At 70.6% G+C, this 15214-nt stretch carries 11 protein-coding genes; 7 read left to right on the top strand and 4 right to left on the bottom strand.

What is annotated here, in order from left to right; genetic code table 11:
* Positions 1 to 277 precede the first annotated feature (277 nt).
* Positions 278 to 1357, bottom strand: coding sequence for an aminomethyltransferase family protein (locus FOF48_RS15375; RefSeq protein ID WP_143902316.1), 1080 nt, complete (start codon positions 1355 to 1357; stop codon positions 278 to 280).
* A 38-nt stretch (positions 1358 to 1395) separates the two neighbouring features.
* Here FOF48_RS15375 and FOF48_RS15370 point away from each other — a divergent pair, with 38 nt between their 5' ends.
* From FOF48_RS15370 to FOF48_RS15360, 3 genes are read left to right on the top strand one after another with little or no spacing between them, the layout of a single operon-like run.
* On the top strand, positions 1396 to 1722 hold the full coding sequence (locus FOF48_RS15370) for a cupin domain-containing protein (RefSeq protein WP_143902314.1): 327 nt from the start codon (positions 1396 to 1398) through the stop codon (positions 1720 to 1722).
* Entirely contained in the window at positions 1719 to 3119 is a 1401-nt protein-coding gene (locus FOF48_RS15365; protein ID WP_143902312.1) for a vitamin K epoxide reductase family protein, read from the top strand. Before FOF48_RS15370 ends, FOF48_RS15365 begins: the two co-directional genes overlap by 4 nt.
* A 20-nt stretch (positions 3120 to 3139) precedes the next feature.
* Entirely contained in the window at positions 3140 to 3517 is a 378-nt protein-coding gene (locus FOF48_RS15360) for a translation initiation factor (RefSeq protein ID WP_143902310.1), read from the top strand.
* A gap of 57 nt (positions 3518 to 3574) precedes the next feature.
* On the opposite strand, the gene FOF48_RS15355 is transcribed toward FOF48_RS15360, so the two are convergent.
* The gene (locus tag FOF48_RS15355) at positions 3575 to 4582 is read right to left on the bottom strand and encodes an isocitrate/isopropylmalate dehydrogenase family protein (RefSeq protein ID WP_143902308.1); all 1008 of its coding nucleotides are present in this window, start codon (positions 4580 to 4582) and stop codon (positions 3575 to 3577) included.
* A 373-nt stretch (positions 4583 to 4955) separates the two neighbouring features.
* On the opposite strand from FOF48_RS15355, the gene FOF48_RS15350 reads away from it, so the two are divergent.
* Positions 4956 to 7127, top strand: coding sequence for a hypothetical protein (locus FOF48_RS15350; protein WP_143902307.1), 2172 nt, complete (start codon positions 4956 to 4958; stop codon positions 7125 to 7127).
* Positions 7128 to 7211: 84 nt separating this feature from the next.
* Positions 7212 to 9131 (top strand): HEAT repeat domain-containing protein, encoded by a 1920-nt coding sequence (locus FOF48_RS15345; RefSeq protein ID WP_143902305.1) that lies wholly within the window; start codon positions 7212 to 7214, stop codon positions 9129 to 9131.
* A 22-nt stretch (positions 9132 to 9153) separates the two neighbouring features.
* Here FOF48_RS15345 and FOF48_RS15340 read toward each other — a convergent pair whose 3' ends face one another.
* Together FOF48_RS15340 and FOF48_RS15335 are read right to left on the bottom strand one after the other, a co-directional pair.
* Entirely contained in the window at positions 9154 to 9573 is a 420-nt protein-coding gene (locus FOF48_RS15340) for a hypothetical protein (RefSeq protein WP_143902303.1), read from the bottom strand.
* 274 nt (positions 9574 to 9847) lie between these two features.
* A complete protein-coding gene (locus FOF48_RS15335; protein ID WP_143902301.1) occupies positions 9848 to 10639 on the bottom strand; it encodes a DUF2270 domain-containing protein in 792 nt (263 codons plus the stop codon).
* A gap of 170 nt (positions 10640 to 10809) precedes the next feature.
* Here FOF48_RS15335 and FOF48_RS15330 point away from each other — a divergent pair, with 170 nt between their 5' ends.
* Together FOF48_RS15330 and FOF48_RS15320 are read left to right on the top strand one after the other, a co-directional pair.
* Positions 10810 to 12852 (top strand): response regulator, encoded by a 2043-nt coding sequence (locus FOF48_RS15330; RefSeq protein ID WP_186001927.1) that lies wholly within the window; start codon positions 10810 to 10812, stop codon positions 12850 to 12852.
* Positions 12853 to 13967: 1115 nt separating this feature from the next.
* The gene (locus FOF48_RS15320; RefSeq protein WP_143902295.1) at positions 13968 to 15209 is read left to right on the top strand and encodes a tetratricopeptide repeat protein; all 1242 of its coding nucleotides are present in this window, start codon (positions 13968 to 13970) and stop codon (positions 15207 to 15209) included.
* Positions 15210 to 15214: the final 5 nt, after the last annotated feature.

The following is a 15214-nucleotide window of genomic DNA, read 5'->3' as shown; positions in this document are numbered from 1 at the left end:
GCGTGGCTATTCCATGGCGTTAAGCGATCAGGGGGTGCAAGGGATTGTTGCTGATTTCACTCAGCAGTTCGCGAGGTATCTCTACCGGACGCAAGGGTGGAGTGCGGCCTGTGGCCCGGTTTCCGCTGTCCTCAGGTCCACGAAAACCGAGGAGGAGGCGTGGGAGGTGTTTTGGAGGATGATGGATGGGTTTCGTGAGTCATTGTCGGTGCGGTAGACAATGACCGCGACGCGCCCGGGCTTGCTCCTCCCTGGGCGGTCGCTGCGAAGTCCCGCCCTACGGCGCGGCGGTGAAGGGCAGGGCGGCCACGGTGACGGTGCCCGCGTCCCCCGCCAGCGTCAGCTCCGTGCCCGGCTCCAGTGAGTCGCGGTGCACGTACCCCAGCGCCACCCGCTGGCCCTTCACCGGCGAGCGCACCACGCTCGTCACCCAACCCACCTTCTTCTCCCCCCGGCGCAGCTCCGTGCCGGGCGCCACGTCCGCCTCGCCCAGGAGCAGCCCCGCGAGCTTCCGGTTCATGTGCCCCCGGAAGGTGGCCCGGGCGATGACCTCCTGCCCGATGTAGCAACCCTTGTTGTACGCGATGGCGTTCGTGAGGTTCGCCTCCAGCGGAATGGTGGTGTCCACCATGTCCTGCCCGTAGCGCGGCACCCCCGCCTCCACCCGCACCAGCTCCAGCGCGTCGAACCCCAGCGGCTTCAGCCCGTGCGCCTCGCCCGCCTGTGCGAGCGCCGTCCACACCGCCTCCAACCCCGCGCGCGGCACCAGCACGTCCACCCCGGACAGCCCGCCCGGCAGCGCCGTCCCCACCAGCCACACATCCTGCCCCGCCACCGTCGCCCGGCGGCTCGAGAGCGGCGCCGGCGGCTCCAGGGGGCCCCCCGGGACAGCGGCCAGCACCTGGGCCGTCCGGGGACCGAGCAGCTTGAGCCAGCCCAGCTCCGGGGTGCCGTCGTGCAGCTCCGCGTCCTCGGAGATGAGGTACTTGTCCAGGAACTCCCGCACCTTGGCGCCCAGGCCGGGCTCCAGGTCCAACAGGAGGTCGTCCGCCCGCTTGAGGATGCGCGCGTCCCCCACCATGGCGCCCTTCACCGTGATGAAGGCGGCGTAGGCGGCCGAGCCCACCGGGAGGTTCTTCACCTCCTGGGTCACCATGCCGTGAAGGAAGGAGGCGCGATCCTCCCCCGTTATCCGGAGGATTTCGCGGTAGGACGCATCGTGGAGTGCCACGGCGTCGCGCGCCGCGCCATACTCCGCGCCCACGTCTCCATACCCGGCCACCACTTCACGGCCACCCACCGGAATGAAGCGGGCACCCGCCTGCTCGTGAACAAAATGCAGCGTCAGCGGTTCCATGCCCGTCGCTATATAGAGGCGCAGGAGCGAATGCCACGATGGATGTGAAGCAGCTTGCGGCCTTCCAGGGCTTCTCCCCCGAGAAGCTCCAGAAGCACTCCGTCTTCCAGTCCGGTCGCTTCTTCCTCGACGTCTACTGCCTGGCCCCGGGCCAGGCGCAGAAGCCCCACCGGCATGCCACGTCCGACAAGGTATACCTCGTGCTGGAGGGAAGCTGCCGCTTCCGCATCGGCGACGAGGAAGCCACGCATGGCGCCGGTGCCACCCTCTTCGCCCCGGCGGGCTCCGAACACGGCGTCGTCAATGACGGCCCGGACAACGCCCGCCTCCTCGTCTTGATGACCCCGCCTCCGGAGCACGCATGAGCAAGAAGGCCCCGACCCCGGCCCCCGTCCCCACCCGTGGCGCACTCGCGCTGCTGGTCCTGGGCATCCTCACCAGCGCTCTCGCCGTGTACCAATGGGTGGAGCTGCTCACGCTGCGCGCCGGCGGCTCCACCAGCTGCGGCATCAGCGAGCACGTCAACTGCGAGACCGTCTGGAACTCCGACTTCGCCAGCGCCGTGCACGACACGCTGGGCGTCCCCATCGCCGGCCTGGGGCTGGTATGGGGGCTGACCGCCGTGGGGCTCGCCGCGCTGTACCTCGCGTGGGCCAAGGCGGGCCGCACCGTGCGTCCCGCCGCCAACGGCCTGCGCCTGCTGGCGCTCGCGGGCGTGGGGTCCGTGGCCGTCTTCGCCATCGTCAGCGCCCGCCTGGGCGTGGTGTGCCCCACCTGCATGGGGACCTACGCGCTGGTGCTGGCCTTCGCGGGCGTCGCGTGGCGTGGCCTGCCCGGCGCCCTGCTGCCCCAGGCGGGTGAGTGGGGCGACACGCTCAAGTGGACCGTGGGCCTCGCCATCGTCGCCTTCGTCGCCATGCAGATGCCCGGCCGGGCCACCCCTCACGCGCCGAAGGCGGGCGCCTTCCTGCCGCCCGTGGCGTCCACTCCGGCGACGTCGCCGGGCACCTCCAGCCCGGACGTGCCGTCCGCGCCCCCGCCGCCGGCCACGCTGGAGGCGTTCCTCGCCAGCCTCCCGCCGGATCAGCTGCAGTTCATCTCGGACGTGCTCGCCATGTACCGGGCCGCCACGCCGAAGCTCGCCGCCTACTCGCCGCGCACGCTCTTCGGTCCCGCGGACGCGCCGGTGAAGGTGCTGGAGTGGACCGACAGCAAGTGCCCCCACTGCAAGGCGCTGGTGGAGGAGCTGGCCCTCATCAAGAAGCACGCCCCCGCGGGCATGCTGTCCGTGGAGGCACGCCAGTTCCCCCTGGATGGCCAGTGCAACCCGGCCATCCCCAACCGCGGGCCGGACGCGCTCAGCGTGCGCTGCGCCGCCGCTCGCGCCACGGTGTGCCTGGAGGGCGCGAAGGACTTCTGGACGCTGCGCGAGAAGCTGTTCGCCGCGCAGGCCTTCCTGGACACCGACAAGGTGATGGAGATCGCCAGCTCCGGCTCCGTGGCGCGCCCGCAGCTGGAGGCGTGCATGTCCGCGCCGGAGACCATCGGCAAGCTGCGCCAGGACGTCGAGTACGCCCTGAAGTACAACATCCAGGGCACGCCGCTGGTGCTGGTGAACGGCCGGGAGGTGCCCCCGTCCGCGGCGTTCATCTACGCGATGGTGCTGGCGGCCGGAAACACCAACGCCCCCGCCTTCGCCACCCTGCCGCCCCCCCGCGCGCGCGGCGCGGGCAACGGCCACGAGGGCCACGCCCACCCGTAAGGGAGGGGGCGCCGCACGCCATGGGCAAGCGCGACAAGAAGGAGGAGGCCCCGCCGCCGGGGCCCTTCAACAACCCCTTCGCCGCCCTGTCCGCGCAGCGCGAGGCGCTGCCCGCGGGGCCGCCTCCGCCGCCTCCCCGGGAGAGGCCCGAACCCAAGGGCCCCGCGCGCGCCGTGGTGCGCATGGAGCGCAAGGGCCGGGGCGGCAAGGAGGTGACGGTGGTGGAGCAGCTGGGGCTGCCCGCGGCCCAGCTCGACACCTGGCTCAAGGCGCTCAAGGGCGGCCTGGGCTGCGGCGGCGTGGTGGAGGAGGACGCGCTGGTGTTGCAGGGCGACCAGCGCGAACGGCTCCCCGCGCTCCTGGAAGCGCGGGGCGTCCGCAAGGTCATCGTCGGCTGACGGCGCCGGTGGGACGTCCCGGGTGGAGGGCCTCCACCCGGGGAACCGCCGCCAGGACTACAGCGCGGCGATGATGGCGTCGGTGAACTCGCGCGTGGTGGCGCTGCCGCCCAGGTCGCCGGTGCGCACCTTCACGTCGCCGCCGTAGACCTTCTGGATGGCGCCGGACATGCGGCGGGCCTCTTCCTTCAGGTCCAGCCACTCCAGCATCATCACCGCGGACATCATCAGCGCGGTGGGGTTCGCGATGCCCTTGCCCGCGATGTCCGGGGCGGTGCCGTGCACGGCCTCGAAGACGGCGGTGCGCTCGCCGATGTTGGCGCCCGGCACCATGCCCAGGCCGCCCACCAGGCCCGCGCACAGGTCGCTGACGATGTCGCCGTACAGGTTCTCCAGCACCATCACGTCGAAGCGGGTCGGGTCCTTCACCAGCTGCATGCAGAGGTTGTCGACGATGACCTCGTCGTAGGCGATCTCAGGGAACTCGCGGCCGACCTTGCGGCAGCAGTCCAGGAAGAGGCCGTCCGACAGCTTCATGATGTTCGCCTTGTGGATGGCGGACACCTTCTTGCGGCCGTTCTTCTTGGCGTACTCGAAGGCGAAGCGCGCGATGCGCGTGGAGGCCTTCTCCGTGATGATCTTCAGGGACTCCACGACGCCCGGCACGATGATGTGCTCCAGGCCGGCGTACAGGTCCTCGGTGTTCTCACGCACCACCACCACGTCCACGTTCTCGTAGCGCGTCTTGACGTTGGGGACGCTCTTCACCGGGCGCAGGGAGGAGTACAGGTCCAGCCGCTTGCGCAGGCCCACGTTCGCGGACGGCAGGCCGCCGCCCACCACGGTGCCGGTGGGGCCCTTGAGGGCCACGCCGCTGCGGAGGACCGCCTCCACCGTCTCGTGGGGGAGGTTGGTGCCGAACTTGGCCACGACCTCCGCGCCCGCGTCCTTGAACTCGAACTCCAGGGGGACCTTGAGGGCTTCGAGGACGCGAATGGTGGCCGCCGAGACTTCCGGGCCAATGCCGTCGCCGTTGATGACCGTCACAGTGCGCGTGTTCGCCATGGGGGCGGTTCACACCACAAATCCGGGGGGGCCGGAAGGACGAAAGCGGCCCGGCTTCACCCAAGGGCATGGCCCCCATCAGCCCGGGGGCCCCTCTCCCCTGGCCGCCGGGCGGGCGGGGAGGGGTAGGACGTGCTCCCCCTCGCGTGAAACACGGCTCGCCGCCGGGGGCATCCCGGGCTGGCGGTGTCTGGATGTCTGTCGTTGCCTCGCGAGCAACGCGTGTGATGCCTCGTGTGGTCTGGGCGTCCTCATCGCCTGACTGAGTCCTCTCTGGAGCGCGCGCCGGGAAGGCTCGGCACGCCACGTGCTCAGGGGCTCCCGCGACCGGCGGGCCGTCCTGGCCCGTCGCACTCCCCAGGATGAGGTTTCCATGAGCTTGCGCAGAACTCCCTTCCGGCTGCCGCGCCCCGTGCGGTGGGCCGTGTTGTCCACCGTGACGCTGGCGGCGCCCCAGGCGCTGGCGGCCGACTGCCCCCAGCCGACGCTGACCCAGTGCACCGACGTGGACTACCGCGCCTCCGAGTGCGGCAAGGTCAACGACGGGTCCTGCCAGGGGTTGCTGGAGTCGGAGTGGAAGGCCCGCTACGAGGTAGCGCCCAAGCGCAACGCGCTCGTGCCCGACAGCATGGGCGGCGGCGTGGAGCAGGTGGCGGTGCAGGACGCCCCCGTCACCGACACGCTCTTCTCCGGCTCGGATGAGACGGTGCTGGGGCAGGTGCAGCGCGGCCAGGTGCTGGCGCGCAAGGGTTACAAGAACCTCACCAAGGCGGAGCAGGCGTACAACAAGCAGCGCGAGGAGTGGGACGGCAACGGCATCGTGGCGCGCTCGTGCCAGGAGTACGTGCACGAGAAGTACTACGACTACAGCCGCTTCGAGCAGGACGCGGGCGCGTTCGGCGACAACTTCCGCGCGGTGTTCGACTTCGCCTACGGCTCCAAGGGCATCGCGGAGCGCACGCTGTACAGCAAGGACGGCCAGAAGCTGGCGCCCCTCTGGGACGGCAAGACGCGCGTGGAGAAGAACGCGTACTTCCGCTTCGTGCCGGGGGCGTACCCCAAGGGCACCAAGGCCTACTCCTTCTCGTCGGAGGCGGCGAAGAAGGCGAACAACGTGGAGGCCCGCCAGGCGGTGCTGCCGTCGGACGCGTGGCACCAGGCCATGAGCAAGTCGCTCGCCAAGGTGGCGGACGACGTGCTCAACGAGTCGCAGCAGCGGCAGGAGACCTTCGTGGCCCTGCTCACGCAGCGCGAGGCCGTCTACCTCGGGTGGCAGCGCGCGGCGGAGGCGCTGCGTGGCCGCGACCTCAGCACGGCGGAGCTGGACGTGAAGGCCGCCGAGCGCCTGTACGGCCTGGACCAGGCCCTGGAGGAGTCGCTGGTGAAGGCGGACGCGGAGGGGTGCCTCGTCGCGGACAGGGTGACGGCGTGTGACTGGAGCCCGCGCCGTTACAAGGCGATGGTGGACGCGGTCATGGTGCCCCGCCGTGAGTTGAACCTGGGCCAGTGCCTGACGGCGACCGGCAACGACTTCGGCGCGGAGAGCTTCATCCGCAACGCGGACCGGCTGAAGATCAAGGGGCTGGAGCTGAAGGACTACACGGTGAGCCCCGTCGCGATGACCACCTACCTCAAGGCGCTGCTGGAATACCTGGCGACGCTTCAGGAGCCGGTGCAGCCCGCGACGATGACCAAGCGCCGTTCGAAGGACTTCTCCGCGAGCGGCTACTCGGGCGACAACCGCTTCGGTGGCGGCTATTCGTTCCGGGCCGGCTGGGAGCTCACCACGCCCGGCACCGCGTTCAATGGCAACTGGTGTGACACCAACGCCAGCATCTTCAGCGAGCTGAACATCTACGCCAACGTGTTCAGCTCCGTGCGCAAGGAAGTGGCGCACCTGGAGGGCCGCGCCTCCACGGAGACCTCCTCCATCCGTGCGCAGCTGAGCGCGCGCCTGTTTGGCTATTCCGTCTACACGTTCGACCGCTCCTACCCGGCGCGCTTCACCTTCATTGAGAACAAGCCCATCGTGGAGAAGGACGCGGCCAAGGTGTCCGCCACGTTCATGGTGTGGATCATCCCCGTCACCGTCACGGGAGGCATGTCCGTGGAGGTGGGCCTCCACGCGTCGCTGGGTGGGGCGCTCGGCCGTGACTGCACGCGCAACCTCATCACGCTGGACCTGATTGGCGACGTGGGGCCGTACACCGCCGCGAACGGCTTCGCGTCCGTGGCCATCGGCGTCCCGGGCTTCCAGGTGGGCGTGCGCGGCCAGGTGCTCCTCGTGCGCTTCGACCTGCCGTTGCAGGGCCGCATCGGCGTCGCGCTGAGCTCTCCCACGCACCCGACGAACCCCAACACGCTGTTCCTCACCCTGGGGAGCAGCCTGGACATGACGCTGCGCACGCTGGATGGGCGGATCGCCGTCTTCGTGGAGGCGCTCTTCATCAAGGCGGAGCTGCCCATCGTGTCCTGGACGGGCTTCGGCACCACCACCCGCCTCTTCAACGACCAGTACGCCCTGCCGCTCGCGCAGCTGTACTAGCCGCACCCGCAGGACCCCGGGGCCGCCTCCCACGGCCCCGGGCGTGGTTCCCCTTTCTTCCCGACTGATTCGCTGGAGTGTTTCATGCGTCGCTCGACCCTCGTTCGTGGCGTGGCTGGCCTGGGTGCCCTGTTGTGTCTGGGGGCGCTGCCCGTCTGGCTGTCTCCGTCCTCCCCATCCGCCGCGGCGGTCGAGACCGCCCAGTCCTCCCGGCGGCTGCCCTTGTCCCGCTGGCGCGTGGGCGAGGCGCATACCTTCCATCTCGTCTGGGATGACCTGACGCGCGTGGCGCTGCCCATGACGGGCCCGGACGCCTCGCGGCCGAGCCTGCTCGAAGGTGCGTTCCACCTGGATGGCGAGCTCACGCTCCAGGCGCTGGAGTCGCGCGCCACGGGCACGCGGCTGCGGCTGACGTTGCAGCGGCTGGAGCGGCACGAGGCGCTGCTCGCGGGCCAGCCGCTGCTGCCCGACGCGGCGGCCGTCCAGACGCACCTGCCGGCCACCGCCAGCGCGTGGCTGGAGTTGGATGCGCGCGGCGGGCTCCAGGCGGTGCGCTTCTCCGAAGCGGAGCCCCCGCTGTTCCGCCAGTTCGCCCAGACATTGGCGGCGGAGCTGTTCCCCTCCGAGCTGCGCGACGCGGCCTCGTGGACCGCCACCGAGTCCACGCAGACGGGGGACGTGGAGGCGGCGTTCGCGTTCGAGGGAGACGATGCCGCGAGGCTGACGCGCCGGAGGACGCGCTACCAGATGCTGCGGGCCGCGGGGGGGGCGACGGTGGCGAAGCAGGAGCTGGGGTCGCTCACGAGCTTCGACCGGGACGGGGACGGACACCTCGTGGCGGTCACGCAGGACGAGGTGCTGGACGCGATGGGGGTGGACGGACGCACGCTGGTGTCGCGGCGGCTGCGGTTGCGGTTGACGTACCAGTCGCGGGAGATGCGGCCCCTGCCGCCCTCGGGGGAGGACAAGGGGGTGATTCGCACGCCGTCGCAGATTGCCTTTGAAGTGGACCCGGAGTTGGCGGCGTTGAAGGGGCAGGCGGATGGGATGACGGTGGATGAGCTGCTGGAGACGCTGGAGAACGCCAGCGGTCCGGAGGCCATCGCGGGGTTGGATGTGTTCGCGCGGCGCGCGGTGGCGGCGCTGAAGCTGGAGCCGGAGCGCAGCCAGGAGCTGGCGCGGTTGTTCCTCAAGCCGGGCGCGCACCCGGGCATGCGGGAGCTGATGTTGGACCTGTTGGTGGGGGCGGGCCATGCCCAGGCGCAGGCCACGCTTCGCACGTTGCTCCAGTCGCCGCAGGCCCGGGAGCACGCGGGCGCGTACGTGATGATGGTTCAGCGCGCGGGGTTCCTGACGAAGCCGGAGCCGGAGACCGGTGTGATGCTGAACGGGCTGCTCGGCCGGGCGAAGGCGGAGCATGACGTGCCGGTGGAGCGCGCGGCGTCCTACGCGCTGGGGGCGTGGTCCTCGCATCTGCGGCCGGACTCGGCGGAGGCGCGCGACGCGCTGCGCACGCTGGAGAACGGCCTGGCGCAGGCCACGGGTGACGAGGCGCGGGCGCACGCGCTCCGAGCCCTGGGCGGGACGGGGGCGGAGCGGCTGGTGGACGTGGCGTCGCCGCACCTGCGCGCGGAGTCTCCGGAGGTGCGGTCCGCCGCGGCGGATGCGCTGCGCCGCGCGCCGCAGGAGCTGGCCACGCGCCTGATGCTGGACGCGCTGGAGACGGAGACGGACCGGGGCGTGCAGCGGGCGTTGCTGGACGCGCTGAACACGCGGCCGCTGGACGCCTCCGCGCTGGAGCACCTGCGGGCCTGGGTGGTGGCTGGGCGTCTGGCGGCGGGCGAAGAGGCCGCGCTGGTGGCCGTGGCGGCCCAGCACCTGGATGGCGGGGCGCCGGTCTTCCAGATGCTCCAGGCGCTCGCGCTGCGTCCGGGCATGCAGGGCCCCACGCGCGCCCAGGTGTTGTCATTGATGGCACAGGTGGGCGCGCAGCTTGGGGGCTGACGCACCCGGTGTGACGGGAGCGCTATCGCTGGACGGTGAGGATCCGCCATCCCCGCACGTCCACGGCGTAGGTAGCGCCCACGTCCAACGTCAGGCCCTCCGTGACACACACGCCCTTGCCGGGCGTGAAGGCCACGAGGACGACCCCATCGGACAGGCTCTTGGCAAGGACGTCATAGGACTCGCGGCGCATGAAGCAGAGTTCATCCGCCGAGGCGTTTCGCGGGGGCTTCGCGTCGCGAGGCAGGAAGTCGTCCATCGCGAGTTGGACGGCGGCGGCGAGGGTGCTGGGGATGAAGGTGTGCTCTCCAGGGGGAAACCCCAGTGGGAACTGGAACGCCGCGGCTTCCGCTGGAGGCGCATGCGTCGGTCGGAATGGGCGGTGGAAGAGATCGCACCCCGTCAGCGAAAGGGTCATGAGCAGGAGAGCGAACTGGTTCATGGTGTTCCCGCGAAGGGACGCTAACTTTCTTCCACGGGCGTGACGACACCCAGGTCCTTGTCGAGTTCCGACTTCAGGAGCCCGATCAAGCTCCTGGGGCTCGAACACGCCCCTCCGGGAAGAACGAACCGTCGAGTTCAACGCCGTCACCACGTCCCTGCTCCGAATCCGCGTCAACAACTCCAACCGGCAGTGGGGCCTCGCGTCCGTCAACGAGCTCAAGGTCCTGGGCTGGCGGCACTGATCCACGCCGCGGAGACCTCCGCGCCGTGAGTCAGTGATTGAAGGGAGACGGCGGGCGCGAGGGCTGTGGGGGGCGCGTGCCCGTCGTGGTGCGTGGGCGCTTGCGGCGCTGGATGGCGTAGGGCCGGTAGAAGCTCTCCCAGAGCGCGGCCCGGCGCCCCCGGGGCCGCGTGCGCAGCTCTCCCAGCGGGGCCCGGATGAAGAACGAAGCGGTGAAGAAATAGCCCGCCGCCAGCGTGAGCAGCACCAGCGACACCATCACCACCGGCCCGGGGATCCACGCCACGTGCGCCCGCTCCGCGAAGTCCGCGAGGTCGGTGGGCGGACGCGGATGGCTGTAGACCTTGAAGAACCACGTCACCAGCAGGACGATGAGGATGGGCCCGTACGCGCGGTTGAGCCGCGTCGCGATGGCAGACCCCAGCGAGAGCTGGATCTGCGGCCGGGACATCTCCGCCGCCAGCTCGCGCAGCGCGTCGGGATCCACCGGCTCACGCCGCAACATCGGCGCCCACCAGCCGTCCTCCAACAGCCGCACGCGCCGGTTCCACAAATCGTAATAGCGATAGCGCCGCGCCTCGATGAGCATGAAGGACACCACCATCCAGATGCCCACCAGGAACGTGACGTGGGAACTCCCCGGTGTCGCGAAGCCGAAGGAGATGACCGCCGCCGTCGTCGTCAGCGCCCAGTTCGTCGTCGTGTCCAGCCGCGTGCGCCACGTGTCCGAACGGCTCAGCTCCCCACGGAAGAGCTGTGCCATGGCCTGCTGGGAGACCTCGGGCTGCTCCAGGTCGTTCTGCCTGCGCTCTTTGCCGCTCATCCGTGCCCGGAAAGGTGGGGACGACCGCCTCCTCCGGCCAGGGCTGACAGGCCGCCAGGCGCTCGAAGCCACTGGCGGCCCCACGCCTGTGCGAAGCCAGACACTCCCAGGCTCCCGGAAGGGCCCGGGTGGCTGGACGCCCGAGGAGTGCGCATCGTGCGCCCTTGAACGTGCCTTCCTCCGAGACCGCCATCAACGCCCTGTCGGGCCTGCTCTCCGACGAGGGCGAGCGCATCACCCGCCTGTGGGCCAAGCGCCTGCGCGCGGAGACCTATGAAGTCGAAGTCCCCGGCCGCGACCTGCGTGCCCCCTTGCGCCACCTGCTGGACGAGCTTGTCCGCCTGCTCGAGGACCGAGGGGAAGACGCCATCCGGCTGTGGCCGGAGGTGGTGCGCTCGCACGGGGCCTTCCGGTACGACCAGAACTTCGAGCCCGAGGACCTGACGCGCGAGTTCAAGTCGCTCCAGGAGGTCCTGCTCTACGTGTACGCGCGCCGCAACGGGGGCGTCATCGACGCGGACGTGGCGGACCTGGTGTCGGAGCTCATCTGGGAGGCGGACGCGTCCGCGCAGGCCTCCTATGCGCGCGTGCTCAAGACGGAGGAGGTCCGCTTCCGCGAGGCGGCGGTGATGGAGTCGGTGCTCAACCACGTGGAGGTGGGCATCCTCCTGGCGGAGACGGACGGCATGGTGTCCTTCGCCTCGCCGCCGGTGAGCCGGTTGATGGGCGTGCCCATGCGCGCGGTGGTGGGCGCGCGCGCCACCGCGTCCCTGGGGCCTGTCCTCACGCAGGTCAACGCCCGGCACCCCACCGGCGAGCCGTTCAAGGTGCACGACATGCCCTTCCTGCGCGCGCTGCGCGAGAAGGGCCCGGTGCGCGGCGTGATGATGATGGTGGAGCGCCCGGGCGGCAGCGACGCCACGCTGGAGATGAGCGCCACGCCGGTGTGGGAAGAGGACCAGGGCCTGGCCGGCGTCATCCAGACCTTCAGCGACCGCACCGAGGCGGCCGTGAAGACCAAGGCCCTGGAGAACGCCCACGACGAGGTGCGCAGGCTCCAGGGGCAGTTGCTGCGACGCACCCGCCAGCAGGCGTTGGGCCAGCTGGCGAGCGGCGCCGCGCACGCGCTCAACAACTTCCTCAACGTGCTGCGGCTGCGCATCACGCTGCTGCAACGCGAATACAAACCCGAGCACGTGGAGGCGCTGGACAAGACGGTGCGCCAGATTGGCGAGCTGGTCGCGCGGCTCCAGGAGTTCAACGTGCAGCGCACCGAGGAGCGCCTGGCCGACGTGCCGGTGGACCAGACCGTGCGCGAGGCGCTGGAGCTGGCCCGGGGCGAGCTGGAGCAGCGCGAGCACCCCGTGCACGCGGAGCTGGAGCTGGGCTTCCCCTGGGAGGTGAAGGTGGACGCGGGCTTCTTCCGAGAGCTCATCGTCAACCTGCTCCTGTCCGCGCGCGACCGCATGGAGGGCGGCGGGACGCTGGTGGTGCGCACGCGCCCGGAGGGCGAGGGCTGGCTGGACCTGCGCCTGGAGGATGCCGGCCCGCCCTATGCCCAGGATGAACTGGCGCGGCTGTTCGACCCGCTGCGCCGGGACCCGGGTGCGCCGCAGTTCTCCCTGTTCCTCGCGGTGGCGCGCTCCCAGGTGCAGCGCTGGGGAGGAGAGCTGACGGTGGAGAACCGGCGGGACGGCTCGGGCGCGAGCTTCATCGTGAGGCTGCCGCGCGTCAGCGACGCCCGGGCCGAAGTCCCCGGGGCCCCCGCGCCGCCGCCGCTGGCTCCGGGCGGCGTGCCGCGCCTGATGCGGCCCGCGCGCCGCGTGCTGGTGGTGGACGACGACCTGGACAACGCCCGGATGATGGCCGAGGTCCTGGGTGAGGAAGGCTATGACGTGCAGGTGGCGCACAGCCCGGAGCTGGCGCTGCGCATCTGGGAGAAACAGCCCTTCGACGCCGCGCTCCTGGACGCCGTGATGCCGGAGATGACCGGCTGGGAGCTGGCGCGCGAGCTGCGGCGACGCTCGCCGCAGACCCTGCTCGCCATCGTCACCGGCATGGACGTGCGCGGGCAGAACCGCGCGAGCCTCGCGCAGGTGGACGCGGTGTTTCGCAAGCCCATCGACGTGGGCGCGCTGGATGACTTCCTCTCACGGAGCCGCACCGAGGAAGAGCTCGCCGAGGGAGCAGCCCCACACGACGCTACGCATTGAGCCGCGTGAGACTTCGGCGGCCTTTCACTCTTTCGCCCGGCGCCCTGAAGCGCTGTCAGGTCTTCTGCCCAGACATGGGCTGTGTTCGGATGCTCATGTATGTGTTTTGTTTTCCCTGGCATCCAGGCTTGCAGCCTCTGATGAACGTCAGGACAGCGGCGACGCAGGCGCATGCTGCCGCGGCCGAGGACGATGAAGCCGATGTCGTGAGCAGGTCCGCGCTCCGCGGACGGGCCTCGGAGCCGATGACCGGGGTGATTCAATGACCCTGGATTGCCGCGAAGAGCTACTGCGTGGAGGGTATGGCAGCTGTGGCAAGACCCTGGGGTCGGCTCCCTGGCCTGAGCCCCCTCTGGGAACGTGGGTGGGGCGAAAGCTGGAGGTTGTGCCAATGAGGCATGTCTGAACGCATCTCCATTAGTTGACGAACGGAGGGGTGCAAAAATCCCCCGGCCCATCCATAAGAAATCCCCCGCCGCACTGCTCTCCGCTCGGGCAATCCGAAGTCTCTTTGCACGCCCGCTGACACGTACCTGCCGACCCCGGTGTTGTCAGCGGCCAGAACATGCACTCCAGCCCCTCCTCGCAGACGTCGCTACTCTTGCAGCTCCCTCCATCTTGAACATGTGCTTGGGCCATCTTGGGACCACGGCTCGCAGCACAGGATGAAAGGAGAATCAGAAGCACCAGCAAAGGCCATTCGGGCTTCATGTTCTCACCTGCAAGGCGCTGATGTCCTATTCGCGAGGTCCTTGTTGGCCAACGATTGTGGTGTCGTGGAGTCATATCCGCAATTCAAACACTGGTTGCCCTCTGTCCGATAGACGAGCCCCGTCCATTTGACGGAGAAGTCATGCCCAGTGGTCGGCATCCACGCATCGGTGTCCCTCAAGGAGCAACTCCTCTGGGGGTGCACCTGTGAAATCGTGGAGGGACCCCGGCAGGCTCTGCTGGAGTGGGCCCACCGGTACGACGCGCATTGGCTATTGGAGCGCCACGACTTCCTCTCGCCGGGTCAGGCCCGGCGGGTTCCACGACCTCTCCCCGTCGCCGTGAAGACAGGGGAGGGGAAGGCGGGGCTGGGCGCTCCCGGCTCGGACCATTAGAGTCCGCGCGTGATTTCCCCGGCGGAACTGGAGCGCCTGCGCCGCAAGGTGGAGGCGGGAGACGTGCTCAGCGGCGCGGAGCTGGACGCGCTGCGCGCCGAGGCCGCGAGGAGCCCCGGGCCCACGCTGCGCCTCACGGTGGCGCACGCGCTGGTCAACGCGGACGCGGAGCGTGAAGCACTTCCCTGGATGCAGTCGCTGCGCCGCGACTTCCCGAAGGACCTCCAGGTGCGCCTGGGCCTCGCGCGGGCGCTGCTGGGCCTGGAGCGGCACCGCGAGGCGGAGGTGGAGCTGCGGGACGCGCTGGTCCTGAGCCCTGGGGATCCCGAGGCGCTCAAGGTGCTCGCGGTGCTCGCGCTGCGACAGGGCGAAGGCGCGCGGGCCCGTGCCTACGTGGCCGAGGCCGTGGAGCGTGACCCCTTCGACGCGGAGGCGAAGCTGCTGCGCGCGGAGCTGGAGGCCGCGGACCTGCCTCCGCCCCCGGCGCCCGAGGAGCAGGTGCTGCGTCCGGAGTTCACCGCCGCGCTCACCGCCGCGCTGGGCCGCGCGGGCGTGGGCTTCCGGCGCCAGGGCCGGGACCTGCTGGTGAAGCTGTTCTCCGGGGGCGTGGGCCGCGTGGACGTGGGCTCGCTCTACGCCGCGTATCGCGAGGCACCGGGAGCGCACGGGCTCACCGCGCACGTGGAGGCGCTGGCGGCGCGGCTGGGCGGCCTGTCCTCGGGGGTGTCGTTGGACGCGCTGCGCCCGGTGCTGCGGCCCGCGGGCTTCGTGGCGGGAGCGCAGGGCGCGCTGCTGCGTCCGGGCCCCGCGGGGTTGGAGGTCTTCTACGTGCTGGAGGACGCGGAGTTCGCGCGCTACCTGCCGGCCTCCGCGCTGGGTGAAGCGGGGCTCACGCCCGAAGCGGTGGACGCGGCGGCCTGGCACCACCTGGAGGCGCGTCCCGCCGACGTGCGGCCCGTCGTCATCGACCAGGGCGAGGTGCGGCTGGCGGAGGCCTTCTCCGGGGTGTGGGCCGTGATGGGTGGCGACGGGCATGACGGCGCGCGACTGCTCACGAAGGCGCAGCGCCGGAGGCTGGACGACGCGACGGGCGGAGGGCCGCTGCGCGTGAGCCTGGGACGGCGCGAGATGGCGCTCCTGTGCCGGGACTCGGACAGCGACTCGGTGCGACGGCTCGCCTCGTTGGGGCACGCACCCGACGGCGTCCCCGGCTTGTATGTGTTGGACGGGGACACCCTTCGCGTCGCGTGAGGTCT

Source organism: Corallococcus sp. Z5C101001 (genome assembly GCF_007352635.1).
GTDB classification, from domain to species: Bacteria; Myxococcota; Myxococcia; order Myxococcales; family Myxococcaceae; genus Corallococcus; species Corallococcus silvisoli.
The sequence above is the reverse complement of the archived record's forward strand: the minus strand, read 5'-3'. Positions and strand labels throughout refer to the sequence as shown.

Coding starts and splice junctions, on each gene's coding strand:
- FOF48_RS15375 (WP_143902316.1), bottom strand. CDS start 1,357: ATGGAACCGCTGACGCTGCATTTTGTTCACGAGCAGGCGGGTGCCCGC.
- FOF48_RS15370 (WP_143902314.1), top strand. CDS start 1,396: ATGGATGTGAAGCAGCTTGCGGCCTTCCAGGGCTTCTCCCCCGAGAAG.
- FOF48_RS15365 (WP_143902312.1), top strand. CDS start 1,719: ATGAGCAAGAAGGCCCCGACCCCGGCCCCCGTCCCCACCCGTGGCGCA.
- FOF48_RS15360 (WP_143902310.1), top strand. CDS start 3,140: ATGGGCAAGCGCGACAAGAAGGAGGAGGCCCCGCCGCCGGGGCCCTTC.
- FOF48_RS15355 (WP_143902308.1), bottom strand. CDS start 4,582: ATGGCGAACACGCGCACTGTGACGGTCATCAACGGCGACGGCATTGGC.
- FOF48_RS15350 (WP_143902307.1), top strand. CDS start 4,956: ATGAGCTTGCGCAGAACTCCCTTCCGGCTGCCGCGCCCCGTGCGGTGG.
- FOF48_RS15345 (WP_143902305.1), top strand. CDS start 7,212: ATGCGTCGCTCGACCCTCGTTCGTGGCGTGGCTGGCCTGGGTGCCCTG.
- FOF48_RS15340 (WP_143902303.1), bottom strand. CDS start 9,573: ATGAACCAGTTCGCTCTCCTGCTCATGACCCTTTCGCTGACGGGGTGC.
- FOF48_RS15335 (WP_143902301.1), bottom strand. CDS start 10,639: ATGAGCGGCAAAGAGCGCAGGCAGAACGACCTGGAGCAGCCCGAGGTC.